This is a genomic window from Actinocorallia aurantiaca, assembly GCF_039533685.1.
In the GTDB taxonomy this organism is placed as follows: Bacteria; Actinomycetota; Actinomycetes; order Streptosporangiales; family Streptosporangiaceae; genus Actinocorallia; species Actinocorallia aurantiaca.
Genome location: NZ_BAAATZ010000015.1, coordinates 85,574 through 97,542, shown reverse-complemented (window position 1 = coordinate 97,542; position 11,969 = coordinate 85,574). Strand labels below are relative to the sequence as shown.

Below are 11,969 nucleotides of genomic sequence, written 5' to 3'. Positions count from 1 at the left end.
TTCCAGCCGGTCCTCCGCTAGGGCAGGAGGGCGTCCGCGGCGGCCTGCCGGACCGCGCGGGCGACGGCGTCCAGGACGGGGGTGCGCAGCGACCACTGCTGCCAGTACAGCTCGACGTCCACGTGGCCGTCCGGTTCCAGCGCCTCCACCCGGCCTCCGGCCAGGAGGGGGTCGGAGTGCTCGGCGGAGAGCAGGCCCCAGCCGAGCCCGTGGGCGATGGCCCGGGCGTAGTCGGCGGTGGAGGGGATGTAGTGCCGGGGCGGTTCGAGGGCGCGCCCGGCGCGTTCGCGCATGTAGCGGTCCTGCAGGTCGTCCTTGCGGTCGAACATCATCACCGGGGCGTGCGCGAGGGCGTCGGGCGTGACGCCCTCGGGGAACCACCGCCGGACGAACGCCGGGACGGCGAACGGGCGGTAGCGCATGACGCCGAGCCGGACCGCCGAGCAGCCCTGCACAGGGCGCGCCTGCGTGGTGATGGCGGCCATGACCTCGCCGGAGCGCAGGAGCTCCGCCGAGTGGTCCTGGTCCTCGCGGTGGACGTCGAACACGGCGAGGTCCGCGACCCGGGCCAGGGCCGCCATCGCCCAGGTGTTGAGGGAATCGCCGTTGATCGCCAGCGGCACCCTGGGAAGGGCGGTCGCCGGGGCGCCGTCGGTTCCGCCGGGAAGCCCGGACTCGTGCACCACCGCCAGCACCTGGCGGGCGAGCCGCACGTAGTCGGTGCCGAGCTCGGTGGCGACCACGGGCCGGGCCCGGCGCAGCAGTACGGTCCCGACCGCGGACTCGAGCGCCTTGATGCGCTGGCTGACGGCCGAGGGCGTCACGTGCAGCCTGCGGGCGGCGCCGTCGAACGAACCCTCGTCGACCACGGCGACCAGGGCGTCCAGCTGAGCCATCTCCATGAAGCAAATCTAATGCAGCCGCAGAAACATTCGTTGGACTGCATCAGCGGGTTCTTCATAGCCTCCCTTGCATGCTCGTCCACAGCCTCTCCGGACTCGGTTTCGGCCTGTCCCTCATCGTCGCCATCGGCGCCCAGAACATGTTCGTGCTTCGCCAGGGGGTGCGTCGCGAGCACGTGGGGTTGGTGGTGGCGATCTGCGCCGTCTCGGACGCGCTCCTGATCTCCGCCGGCGTCGTCGGCACGGGAGCCCTCCTGGCGGTGATGCCGTGGCTGGACACGGCGATGCGGTGGGGCGGGGCGGCGTTCCTCGCCGTCTACGCCGCGATGGCCGCCCGCCGGGCCCTGCGTCCCGCCGGAGCCTCTCTGGAATCCGGCGACACGGGGCATCCCGGTGCCGCCCGTGCGGGCATGGCAGCGGCGGCGGGCACCGCCCTCGCGCTCACCTGGCTCAATCCCCACGTCTACCTCGACACGGTCACGCTGCTCGGCTCCGTGGCGAGCGGCCGCGGCGAGGGGCGCTGGTGGTTCGGAGCGGGCGCGGTCCTCGCCAGCCTGCTGTGGTTCACCGCCCTCGGGTACGGCGCCCGCACTCTGCGCCCCCTGCTCGCCCGCCCGCACGCCTGGCGCGTGCTCGACGGCGTGATCGCCGCCGTCATGCTCGCGATCGCGGCATCCCTCGTCGCCGGCGCCCGGTGATCCCACTCCCCTTGAGGAACGGGGTCAGAAGACCGAGATGTGCACGTGGTCCCAGTGGTTCTGGGTGATGCTGCCGCGGTCGGACATCGGCGACCAGCCGGGATTGCGTATGTCGTAGTAGCGCTGTTTCCAGATGAGGTACTTGACGCCGTACTTCTGGGCGTTGTCGATGGCGAACTGGGCGACCTGGTCGCCGTGCGCGAGCCGGTCGGCGGTCGGCATCGTGCCGTTGCTCTCCATGAAGTCGCAGGCGCGTCCGGAGCCGTGGTCCTGGGCGTCGCCGGGGCGCGTGCAGCCGATGGCGGGAAAGGGACGGTAGCGCTCCAGGATCGCGTCGCGGAGGGTCTTCATCCGCTCGGTCATGCCGCCGGTGCCTATCAGGGGAGTCGGGGCGAACTTCTCGATCTGCTTTTTGATGTCCGCCTTCTTGGACTCCATCTGCTTGATCTTCTTGTCGAGCTTGTTGAGCTTGTTCCTGGCCTCCTTGGTCGCCTGGGTCTGGAGGTCGAGGGTGTGCTGGATGCTGTTGGCGCGATTGGCCTCGTTGCTGGAGAGGTGGCTGATCAGAGCCATGCCCGACAGGGCGGACTGCGGGTCGCTCTGCTGCAGGACCGCCAGAGTGGGGTCGACGCCGTTGGACATGTACTGGCTGGAGGCCAGGCGGGCGACGGTGTTGCGGGACCTGCCGAGGTTCACGGTGAGGTCCTTCTTGCGCCGCAGCGCCTTCTGCGCCTGCTGCTGGATGTCCTTGAGCTCGACCAGCTCGCCGCCCAGCTCCTTGTCGAGCGCGGCCAGCTGCTTGGTGAGCTGGCGCAGCTTGTCGTTGTCCTGGGGGAGGGGGACCGCGGCGCCGGAGGAGGGGGCTGCGAGCATCAGCGCGCCGACGACGGCGACCAAGGCCGCTCCGGCGCGCCGCCGGACTGACGGCATTGGGGGGTCTCCTCTCGCCCGCTCGCGATCTGCGGGGCAATCTCGCAAAGAGTAGTCCTGAAAGCCTTCCGCTGGCCTCCGCTCTCCGGAAGCCGTGATGCGCCGGTGACGACGAGCGTCTCGGTCCGCCGGGAGAGGCCGCGTCAGAAGACCGAGATGTGCACGTGGTCGAAGTGGTTCTGGGTGATGCTGCCGCGGTTGGACATCGCCGACCATCCAGGGCTGCGCATGTCGTAGATGCGCTGCTTCCAGATGACGTACTTGACGCCGTACTTGGAGGCGTTGGTGATGGCGAACTGGGCGACCTGGTCGCCGTGCGCGAGGCGTTCGGCGGTCGGCATCTGGCCGCCGGTGCTCTCCATGAAGTCGCAGGCGCGCCCGGACCCGTGGTCCAGGGGGTCGCCCACTCGCGTGCAGCCGATGACGGGGAAGGGGCGGTAGCGGTCCAGGATCGCGTCGCGGAGGACCGTCATCCGGGCGGTCATGCCGCTGTTGCCGATGAGAGGCGTCGGGGCGAATCTCTCGATCTGCTTTTTGATGTCCGCCTTCTTGGACTCCATCTGCTTGATCTTCTTGTCGAGCTTGTTGAGCTGGACCTTGGCCTCCTTGGCGGCCTCGGCCTGGAGGTCGAACGTCCGCTGGATGCTGTTGGTGCGGTTGGCCTCGTTGCTGGAGAGGTGGCTGATCAGAGCCATGCCCGACAGGGCGGACTGCGGGTCGCTCTGCTGCAGGACCGCCAGGGTGGGGTCGACGCCGCTGGAGATGTACTGGTTGGAGGCCAGGCGGGCGACGATGTTGCGGGACTTCTCGAGGTCTTCGCCGAGGTCCTTCTTGCGCTGAAGCGACTGCTTCGCCTGCCGCTGGATGTCCTTGAGCTCCTCCAGCTCGCCGCCCAGCTCCTTGTCGAGCGCGGCCAGCTGCTTGGTGAGCTGGCGCAGCTTGTCGTTGTCCTGGGGGAGGGGGACCACGGCGCCGGAGGAAGGGGCTGCGAGCATCAGCGCGCCGACGACGGCGACCAAGGCCGCTCCGGCGCGCCGCCGGACTGACGTCACTGGGGGTTCTCCTCTCGTCCACTTGCCATCTGGGGGGCGGCCCCGCAAAGAGTAGCCCTAAAAACAACCTGTTGTTCTTTGCCGTCGCCGAGCCGCGAGGTGCCGTCGAACCGGCGGCGCGGCTCGGTCTGCCGAAGGAACAACTCCTGGTCAGCGCTTCAGGAGCGCAGGAGAGTCGCCTCGTAGTGACGGTTGCGGCCGGGCATGACCCAGGAGTAGAGCAGCTTGCCGCCGCCCGGATCGGTGATCGTGACGTTGCCGGGAGTGCACTGCCCGCCGGTCCGGGTGAAGGACATCTGGATCTTCTCCCCGGCGCCGCCCGTCCGGGCGAGCTGGCCGGTGCAGTTGCCCGCGCCGATCTTGGCCGTCGCCTTCTGCGCGTCGGAGAAGGTCACCTCGATGCTGAACTTCACACCCGACTGGTTGGTGGCGGTGCCGCGCCAGGTGCCGCTGAAGGCGGCCTCGCTCCCGGCGGGCGCCGAGCTGGTCTGCGCGGTGGACGGCGGGTCGTCGTCGGAGGCCCCGTTCCACAGCAGGGTGATCACGATGATGCCCACGACCACGCCGATGACCAGGGCGCCCAGGCCCTTGACCATGCGCTGGTCCTGGCGGGCGGCGGCGGGCGTGCGGACGTCCACCTGGGGCGAGCCGTTCCACACCGCCGTCATGTTCGGCAGGGGCTCGGGCTCGGGCCACTCGTTCCGGTCGGGGGCGGGCGGCAGATAGGGGCCGGAGAACGGGTCGGAGGGCCGGTCGGGGGCCTGTGACAGCGCCGGCTCCAGGGCGGGCAGCGCGGCGGTGCTCTCCGCGGACCAGGGGTCCTCGGGGACCGGGGCGAGCAGGAGGTTCTGGGCCTCGGTCTGCTGGGACGCCGGCAGCGCCAGCCCGCGGCGCAGCAGCGTCTGCAGGACCATCTCGGCGGTGGGCCGCCGGAAAGGGTCCTTGTTCAGCGCCATGACGACCATGTCGCGCACGGAGTCCGGCAGCCTGTGCAGCTCCGGCTCGGAGTGCAGCACCCGGACGGCGACCGCCTCGGCGTTGTCGTCGCCGAAGGGGGGCTTGCCGGACGCGGCCATGGCCACGATCGCGGCCCAGGCCCACATGTCGCTGCTCGGTCCCGGGGTGCCGGTGTCCAGCTGCTCGGGCGCCTGGAAGGAGGGGACGCCCTGCTCGGGGGGCAGCCCGCCGGCGGCCAGCGCGCGGGCCACGCCCACGTCGGTCAGCACCGGCCCGTCGTGGGCGATGAGCACGTTGCTGGGCTTGAGGTCGAGGTGGGCGATCCCCGCCTTGTGCAGCTGGGCCAGGCCGAGCACGATGCCGACGGCCAGGCGCTCCACCGTGGTCCGGTCGCCCCGGCCGCTCTGGACGAGCATCTGCTGCAGGGACGGGCCGACCACCAGGTCGGTCGCCAGGAACGGCCAGTCTCCGGCGACGTCGGCGTCGACCGGACGGGCGGTGCGGCTGCCGCTGACCCGCTGGGCCGCCATCGCCTCGCGCAGGAACTCCTCCCGTGCCCCCGGGTCGCCGGTGAGCCGGGTGTGCAGGAGCTTCACCGCGACGGGGGCGCCGTCGTGGAGGGCGCGGAACACCACGCCGCGGCGTCCCTCGCCGAGGCGCCCTTCCAGTTGATGATCACCGAGCCGGCCGGGGTCACCGGGCTGCAGTGGCTGGACGTCGGACATGGTCACCTCGAAAGATCGCACTCAACCGGCATATTTCTACCGGTCCGCGCGCCCGCCTGTAACGTCGTCCGGATGAATCCCAGCATGGAGGCGGTGTCCCGGGCGGTGTCGGCCTATGCCGCGGGGGAGCGGCCGGAGCGCGCGGTGGAGAAGGCCGCAGTGAAGCATCTTCTCGGACTTCTCGTCCAGCGGGCACCCGGAAAGTCAGTAGAAGTAAGAATTCCTCCGTATGCGGCCGTTCAGTGCGTCGAGGGCACAAGGCACACCAGAGGCACCCCGCCCAACGTGGTGGAGACCGACGCCCGCACGTTCGTCGGGCTGGCCACCGGCGCGTTGGCCTGGGCGGACACCGTCTCCGACGGCCGGGTCCACGCCACCGGCACCAGGGCTGATCTCAGCGAATTGCTGCCAATCGTCACACTTTGACAGGTTCTGGTAGGGACTTGAGGGATTGGGCCTTGCCAGAAATCCGCCGGCGACGGACGGTGCAGGCATGCTCGCCGCGCACTGGACCTTCGAAGAAGAGACCATCCGGAAGACGGATCCGCTCGACCGCCGCGCACTGGACGTGACCGGCGGAGGACTGCCCGCCCTGCTCGATCCCGCGGTGGGCCTGGTCCCCGCCAGGACCGGACGGGCCCTGAGCTTCCACGGCGGGGACAGGGCGGTGATCCCCACGGCGCCCCAGCTCGAACTCGACCAGCTCTTCGGGTTCGGCGTCGCCTTCTTCCTCCGCCTGGGCGAGGCGCCCACCGGCACCTGGCGCGGCGCCCTCTACAAGTCCGTGGGCCCCCGGGACGCCCGGGGGATGGGCTGCTGGCTCTACCCCGACGAGCAGCGGCTGCGCTTCCAGCTCTTCACCCTCAGGGGCGGGGCCGAGTACGCGGACACCTCGAACCTGCCGCAGGACCGCTGGGTGCACGTCGCGGTGGTCGTCGACCCCGAGGAGATCTACGTCTACCTCGACGGCGAGCTCGACCGCGCCGTCCGGCTGGACCACCCGGTGGTCTCACCGTCGGGTGACATCTTCGTGGGCTCCGACGCGGGCGGGCTGGGCTTCGTCGGGGAGATCGCGGACCTGCGCGTCTACTCCACCGCCCTCACCGGAGAGGCGGTCGCGGCGCTGGCCGGACCCGACCCGTGCTGATCCGGCCGGTCAGCCCCGGTCGGCCTTGAGCAGCGGGAACCGGGCGTCCAGGCAGTGCGAACGCTCCAGCCTGTCGCTGTACCGGTCCGCGCACTGGGCGGCCTGGTGGCCGAACCACACCAGCGAGCCCACCGCCACCACCAGGGTCAGGACGGACACCGCGATGCCGGCGTAGCCCAGCGCGCGGCCGCGGTCGCGCTGCACCGCGTAGACGCCGGTGGCGATGCCCGCCACGGCCAGCAGCATGCCCAGGCCGCACATCCAGAAAGTGAGAAATCCAACTAGCCCCAGGGAAAGGGCGGACACTCCGGGCCCGCGTGGTTCGGGGGGAAACCCGACTCTGCTGGGGTGACGGGACACTGCCATGACCCCAGACTTCCCCTTGTCATGCCGATCACGCCGCCCCGTCCGGCAAGGGTCGCTTAAAAAGCACCTGGTAGCTGACCCTAGACTGGACGACGTGTCGCGCTACGCCGATGGACGTCTCAGCCATGAGCTCGATCCCTCCGACAAAGGCCCGCAGGACGCCTGTGGCGTCTTCGGCGTCTGGGTACCACCGGACGCCGCCGCCGACGCCGAAGTGAGCAAGCTCGCCTACTTCGGCCTCTACGCACTTCAGCACCGCGGCCAGGAGTCGGCCGGGATCGCCGTCAGCGACGGCGCCCGCATCGTGGTCTTCAAGGACATGGGGCTGGTCTCCCAGGTCTTCGACGAGTCCGTGCTCAGCACCCTGCGCGGCCACATGGCGATCGGTCACTGCCGCTACTCCACCACGGGCTCCCCCACCTGGGAGAACGCCCAGCCGACGTTCCGCGCCACCGGCCACGGCTCGCTGGCGCTGACCCACAACGGCAACCTGATCAACACCCCCGAGCTCGCCTCCATGCTGGAGCCGGGCCAGCTCACCGCGACCACCGACACCGAGGTGCTCACCGCGCTGCTGGCCACCCGCGAGGGCGGCCCGCTCAAGGCCGCGCACGAGATCCTGCCGCTGACCCGCGGCGCTTTCTCGCTGGTCTTCATGGACGAGCAGACCCTGTACGCCGCCCGCGACCCCGAGGGCATCCGCCCCCTGGTCCTGGGCCGGATGGAGCGCGGCTGGGCGGTGGCGTCCGAGACCGCCGGGCTCGACATCGTCGGCGCCCAGTTCGTCCGGGAGGTCGAACCCGGCGAGCTCCTCGCGATCGACGCCGACGGGGTGCGCTCCGAGCGCTTCGCCGAGGCCCGCCCCAAGGGCTGCATCTTCGAGTACGTCTACGTGGCCCGGCCCGACACCACGATCGCCGGCCGGTCCGTCCAGGCCACCCGGGTCGAGGTGGGGCGGCTGCTGGCCGCCGAGCACCCCGTCGAGGCCGACCTGGTGATCCCCACGCCCGAGTCCGGCACGCCCGCCGCGATCGGCTACGCCGAGGCCTCCGGCATCCCCTACGGGCAGGGCTTCGTCAAGAACTCCTACGTCGGCCGGACGTTCATCCAGCCGTCGCAGACCATCCGGCAGCTGGGCATCCGCCTCAAGCTGAACCCGCTGCGCGAGGCGATCGCCGGCAAGCGCCTGGTCGTCGTGGACGACTCGATCGTCCGGGGCAACACCCAGCGCGCGATCGTCGGGATGCTGCGCGAGGCCGGGGCCAAGGAGGTGCACGTGCGCATCTCCAGCCCGCCGGTGCGCTGGCCCTGCTTCTACGGCATCGACTTCGCCACCCGGGCCGAGCTGATCGCCGGCAACCTCAACGTGGAGGAGGTGCGCCAGTCGCTGGGCGCCGACTCCCTCGGCTACATCTCGCTCGACGGGCTGGTCGAGGCCACCGAGCAGCCCAAGGAGCAGCTGTGCCGGGCCTGCTTCGACGGGGTCTACCCGATCCCGGTCGACGAGTCCGCCCGCGGCAAGCACGTCCTCGAGCCCACGACCGCCCCCTAGTCCCCCAGCCCTCAAGGATCTCTCAGTGAGCACGTACGAGGCCGCCGGAGTCGACATCGCCGCGGGTGAACGCGCGGTCGAGTTGATGAAGTCGCGGGTCGCCCGTTCCCGCCGCCCCGAGTGCGTGGACGACGCCAGCGGCTTCGCCGGCCTCTTCGACGTCTCGGCGCTGCTGAAGTACCGGCGCCCGCTGCTGGCGACCTCCACCGACGGGGTCGGCACCAAGGTCGACCTGGCCCGCAGGCTGGGGATCTACGGCACGATCGGGCACGACCTGGTCGGCATGGTCGTCGACGACCTGGCGGTCTGCGGCGCCGAGCCGCTGTTCATGACCGACTACATCGCCTGCGGCAAGGTCGTGCCCGAGCGGATCGCCGAGATCGTCGGCGGGATCGCCGACGCCTGCGTCCTGGCCGGCACCGCCCTGGTCGGCGGCGAGACGGCCGAACACCCGGGGCTGCTGGAGCCCGACGAGTTCGACGTCGCGGGCGCGGCGACGGGCGTGGTGGAGGCCGACGAGCTGCTGGGCCCCGACCGGGTGCGCCCCGGCGACGTGGTGATCGGCATGGCGTCCTCCGGCATCCACTCCAACGGCTACTCGCTGGTCCGCCACATCCTGCGGGAGTCCTCGCTCACCCTGGAGCAGACCGTCGCCGAGCTGGGCCGGACGGTCGGCGAGGAGCTGCTGACCCCGACCCGGATCTACGCCCTGGACTGCCTGGCGCTGAAGGACGCGGGTGGGGTCCGGGCGTTCTCCCACATCACCGGCGGCGGTCTGGCCGCGAACCTGGCCCGCTCGCTGCCGTCCGGTGTCGACGCGGTGCTGCGCCGCGGCTCCTGGACGGTCCCGCCGGTCTTCGAGCTGCTGGCCCGCTACGGCCAGGTGGCCCAGCCCGACCTGGACAAGACCTTCAACCTGGGCGTCGGCATGGCCGCCGTCGTCGCCCCCGAGGCCGCCGACGCCGCCCTGGCGCTGTGCGCCTCTCGCGGTCTCCCCGCCTGGACCCTCGGCGAGATCGTCCCCGGCACCGGCCGCGCCGCCCTGGTCTGAGCCGCCAGGGCGGTTTCACCGGCTACGGGGTCACTTGCCCTTCAGGTAGCGGGTGAGGCCGGTGGCCATGGCGACGGCCATGCGCTGGCGGAACTCGGGGTCGCTGAGCTTGGCGGCGTCGGTCTTGTTGCGCATGTTGCCGGTCTCGATGAAGATCTTCGGGACCTTGGAGAGGTTGAGGCCGCCCAGGTCGTCCCGGACGGTGATGCCGTCGTCGCCGAGATAGGTGGCGTAGGGCATGCCGGTGCCCGACTTGTAAGCGTCGCGCACGGCGTCGCCCAGCTTGCTGGACGGGGCGACGATGCCGTCGTTGAGCCCCTTGACCAGCTTCGGCTTGATCACGTGGAAGCCCCGGCCGCCGGGTGCCGCGCCGTCGGCGTGGATGGAGATCACCGCGTCGGCCTTGTTCTTGTTGCCGATCGCGGCCCGCTCGTCGACGCACGGGCCCGAGCCCTTGTCGTCCTGCCGGGTGAGCACGACCTTGGCGCCCTGCTCCTGGAGCACCTTCTGCAGGCGCTTGGCGGTGTCCCAGGTGAAGGCGTGCTCGGAGTAGCCGGCGTTGGTGGAGGTGCCGGAGGTGTCGCACGCCTTGTAGCCGTTGCCGACGAAGACCTGGCCGCCCTTGAGCGGGCCGCCGTTGTGCCCGGGGTCGAGCACGACGGTCTTGCCCTCCAGCGACGCCTTGGCGTGCTGCTGCCGGGACTCCGAGCCGCCCGAACCGCCCGAGCGCGTGTCGCCGTCGCTCGGCCCGGCGGTCGGCGGCTCCGCGACGGGGGTGCCGGAGTCGCCGCAGGCGGCCAGCCCGAGGCCTGCCGCGGCGATCGAGCCGAGCACCAGAGCCAGGGACCTGCGTCCGTTCGCCAAGATCAGCTCCTGTGATCGGTCTGTTACCAACCGACCCAGTCTAAGGCGAAACAGCCGTGAAAGGGGCGTCGGATGTGATCGCCCCGGCGGCCCTCAGAGCGCGGCGTCCTCGCGGCACAGCAGGGCCGCGAGCGCCCGGGCCTCCTCGGCGTCGAGCCCGAGCACCACCCGGGGACGGCCCCAGGGATGATCCAGGGAGTGCGCCACATAGCTGGCCACGGACTCCGCGGCGGGGTCGGACTCGACCAGCCCTCGCGCCCGCCGCCAGCGCTGCCAGGCACGCTCCAGTTCGCCGGCCGCGCGCTGGGCGCACGACACCAGTTCCGGATCACGCACGATGGTCCCCCTCGATGGCCAGTGGCGGTGCCGGCCGAGCCGACGGTGCCGACCAGACCATCAAAGGGCGGCCGGACGCGCCGGTCCGCGTTTCGATCGAGACTTGGTCCGCGCCTTACCCTTCCCTGTGAAAGATCTCCCGAAGGCTGGGGTGTCGCTCAGCCGCCCACCGGACCGGTCGTGGCACGCACCACCAGGTGCGGCAGCACCAGTTCCTGGCGCACCTCCCGGCCGGGATCCTCGATCCGGGAGCACAGCAGCGAGGCGGCGACCCGGCCCATGTCGCGGCGCGGCTGGTCGACGCTGGTCAGTGAGATGTGCCGGATGGCCGCCAGATGAGTGTTGTCGTAACCGATGATCGACACGTCCTGGGGCACCCGGAGGCCGAGCTCGTCGGCCGCCGACAGCGCGCCGGTGGCCACCAGGTCGTTGGGCGCGAAGACGGCGGTCGGCCGGTCGGCGCGGGTGAGCAGCGCCCGCGCGGCGCGGTAGCCGCCCTCCTCGGTGAAGTCGCCGGGCTGCACGAGGATCTGGTCGGCGAACCCGTGCCGGGTCATCGCGGCCTCGTAGCCCGCCCTGCGGTAGCGCGCGGTCGCGGACCGGGCGCCCTCGATGTGGGCGATCCGCCGGTGCCCGTGCGCCACCAGGTGGTCCACGGCGAGGCTGGCGCCCAGTTCGTCGTCGTCGACCACGATGTCGACGCCCTCGACGTCCCGTTCGCCGACCAGCACGACGGGCACGCTGGAGGCGGCCTCGCTGAGGGAGTCGGGGACGACGCTCAGCAGCACCAGCCCGTCGACCCGCATTTCCAGAAAGGCCTCGACCGCCTCGGCTTCGAAGAGCGGATCCCAGCGGCCGGAGCCGACCAGCATCCGCAGCCCTTCTCCGTGCAGGCTCTCCTGGAGTCCGTCGAGGAATTCGGCGAAGAAGGGATTGTGCAGGTCGGCGACGAGCGCGCCGATGAGCCGGGTGCGGCCCTCCACGAGGCTGCGGGCCACGGCATTGGGCCGGTAACCGAGTTCCCTCGCGGCTTTCAGCACCGCCTGCCTTCGGCGTTCGCTCACGTGGGGGGAGCCTCGCATCACCAGGGAGACCAGGGATTTGGAGACCCCGGCACGCTCCGCGACATTGCGGATCGTGGGCTTGCTCGCGGGCTGTCTGGGCACCGCTGTGTCGAGCCGCGGGGCGCTTTCGTCAGCTGACATGGCTCTCCTGTCGGGGGGAAAAACAGGCCTGCCGCAATATCTTGGTCACTTCTAAGGAAGAAGATGCCATGATGCCCCCCGTTAGCGCCAAACGGCTTCGTAACCGCGAGTAACGGTCATGTTTATTTGGCCGTGATAGAATGTCCGAAATTAAGGAAGCCGTCTCGGTCACCGGTTCGTAGCG

General features: G+C 70.9%; 13 protein-coding genes. 5 read left to right on the top strand and 8 right to left on the bottom strand.

Annotated elements, in window-relative coordinates; genetic code table 11:
- Positions 1-17: 17 nt before the first annotated feature.
- Positions 18-902 (bottom strand): LysR family transcriptional regulator ArgP, encoded by an 885-nt coding sequence (locus ABD327_RS19815; RefSeq protein ID WP_344452001.1) that lies wholly within the window; start codon positions 900-902, stop codon positions 18-20.
- Positions 903-973: 71 nt separating this feature from the next.
- On the opposite strand from ABD327_RS19815, the gene ABD327_RS19810 reads away from it, so the two are divergent.
- A complete protein-coding gene (locus ABD327_RS19810) occupies positions 974-1,600 on the top strand; it encodes a LysE/ArgO family amino acid transporter (protein WP_344451999.1) in 627 nt (208 codons plus the stop codon).
- A 24-nt stretch (positions 1,601-1,624) separates the two neighbouring features.
- Here ABD327_RS19810 and ABD327_RS19805 read toward each other — a convergent pair whose 3' ends face one another.
- The 3 genes from ABD327_RS19805 to ABD327_RS19795 form a co-directional block, all read right to left on the bottom strand.
- The gene (locus ABD327_RS19805) at positions 1,625-2,530 is read right to left on the bottom strand and encodes a coiled-coil domain-containing protein (RefSeq protein WP_344451998.1); all 906 of its coding nucleotides are present in this window, start codon (positions 2,528-2,530) and stop codon (positions 1,625-1,627) included.
- Positions 2,531-2,673: 143 nt separating this feature from the next.
- A complete protein-coding gene (locus tag ABD327_RS19800) occupies positions 2,674-3,582 on the bottom strand; it encodes a coiled-coil domain-containing protein (protein WP_344451997.1) in 909 nt (302 codons plus the stop codon).
- Between the two features lie 158 nt (positions 3,583-3,740).
- Complete coding sequence (locus ABD327_RS19795) at positions 3,741-5,285, bottom strand: serine/threonine protein kinase (RefSeq protein ID WP_344451996.1); 1,545 nt, start codon at positions 5,283-5,285, stop codon at positions 3,741-3,743.
- Positions 5,286-5,336: 51 nt separating this feature from the next.
- Here ABD327_RS19795 and ABD327_RS19790 point away from each other — a divergent pair, with 51 nt between their 5' ends.
- Together ABD327_RS19790 and ABD327_RS19785 are read left to right on the top strand one after the other, a co-directional pair.
- Positions 5,337-5,690 (top strand): sterol carrier family protein, encoded by a 354-nt coding sequence (locus tag ABD327_RS19790; RefSeq protein ID WP_344451995.1) that lies wholly within the window; start codon positions 5,337-5,339, stop codon positions 5,688-5,690.
- A gap of 67 nt (positions 5,691-5,757) precedes the next feature.
- Positions 5,758-6,411 carry a LamG-like jellyroll fold domain-containing protein gene (locus tag ABD327_RS19785; protein ID WP_344451993.1) on the top strand — a complete coding sequence of 218 codons (654 nt, stop codon included), beginning with the start codon at positions 5,758-5,760 and terminating at the stop codon, positions 6,409-6,411.
- Positions 6,412-6,420: 9 nt separating this feature from the next.
- On the opposite strand, the gene ABD327_RS19780 is transcribed toward ABD327_RS19785, so the two are convergent.
- Complete coding sequence (locus tag ABD327_RS19780; protein ID WP_344451992.1) at positions 6,421-6,672, bottom strand: hypothetical protein; 252 nt, start codon at positions 6,670-6,672, stop codon at positions 6,421-6,423.
- A gap of 199 nt (positions 6,673-6,871) precedes the next feature.
- On the opposite strand from ABD327_RS19780, the gene purF reads away from it, so the two are divergent.
- Both purF and purM read left to right on the top strand, forming a co-directional pair.
- The gene (purF, locus tag ABD327_RS19775; protein WP_344451991.1) at positions 6,872-8,329 is read left to right on the top strand and encodes an amidophosphoribosyltransferase; all 1,458 of its coding nucleotides are present in this window, start codon (positions 6,872-6,874) and stop codon (positions 8,327-8,329) included.
- 25 nt (positions 8,330-8,354) lie between these two features.
- On the top strand, positions 8,355-9,380 hold the full coding sequence (purM, locus tag ABD327_RS19770) for a phosphoribosylformylglycinamidine cyclo-ligase (RefSeq protein WP_344451990.1): 1,026 nt from the start codon (positions 8,355-8,357) through the stop codon (positions 9,378-9,380).
- A gap of 30 nt (positions 9,381-9,410) precedes the next feature.
- Here the strand turns inward: purM and ABD327_RS19765 are convergent, their stop codons facing one another.
- From ABD327_RS19765 to ABD327_RS19755, 3 genes are all read right to left on the bottom strand, one after another.
- On the bottom strand, positions 9,411-10,244 hold the full coding sequence (locus tag ABD327_RS19765; protein ID WP_344451989.1) for an N-acetylmuramoyl-L-alanine amidase: 834 nt from the start codon (positions 10,242-10,244) through the stop codon (positions 9,411-9,413).
- Between the two features lie 93 nt (positions 10,245-10,337).
- Complete coding sequence (locus ABD327_RS19760; protein ID WP_344451987.1) at positions 10,338-10,580, bottom strand: hypothetical protein; 243 nt, start codon at positions 10,578-10,580, stop codon at positions 10,338-10,340.
- Between the two features lie 158 nt (positions 10,581-10,738).
- Complete coding sequence (locus ABD327_RS19755; protein ID WP_344451986.1) at positions 10,739-11,785, bottom strand: LacI family DNA-binding transcriptional regulator; 1,047 nt, start codon at positions 11,783-11,785, stop codon at positions 10,739-10,741.
- Positions 11,786-11,969: the final 184 nt, after the last annotated feature.

What these genes read in the sequence shown, in the direction of transcription:
- ABD327_RS19810 (WP_344451999.1), top strand. Translation starts at nt 974, where the DNA reads ATGCTCGTCCACAGCCTCTCCGGACTCGGTTTCGGCCTGTCCCTCATC.
- ABD327_RS19815 (WP_344452001.1), bottom strand. Translation starts at nt 902, where the DNA reads ATGGAGATGGCTCAGCTGGACGCCCTGGTCGCCGTGGTCGACGAGGGT.
- ABD327_RS19755 (WP_344451986.1), bottom strand. Translation starts at nt 11,785, where the DNA reads ATGTCAGCTGACGAAAGCGCCCCGCGGCTCGACACAGCGGTGCCCAGA.
- ABD327_RS19785 (WP_344451993.1), top strand. Translation starts at nt 5,758, where the DNA reads ATGCTCGCCGCGCACTGGACCTTCGAAGAAGAGACCATCCGGAAGACG.
- ABD327_RS19805 (WP_344451998.1), bottom strand. Translation starts at nt 2,530, where the DNA reads ATGCCGTCAGTCCGGCGGCGCGCCGGAGCGGCCTTGGTCGCCGTCGTC.
- ABD327_RS19780 (WP_344451992.1), bottom strand. Translation starts at nt 6,672, where the DNA reads ATGTGCGGCCTGGGCATGCTGCTGGCCGTGGCGGGCATCGCCACCGGC.
- ABD327_RS19790 (WP_344451995.1), top strand. Translation starts at nt 5,337, where the DNA reads ATGAATCCCAGCATGGAGGCGGTGTCCCGGGCGGTGTCGGCCTATGCC.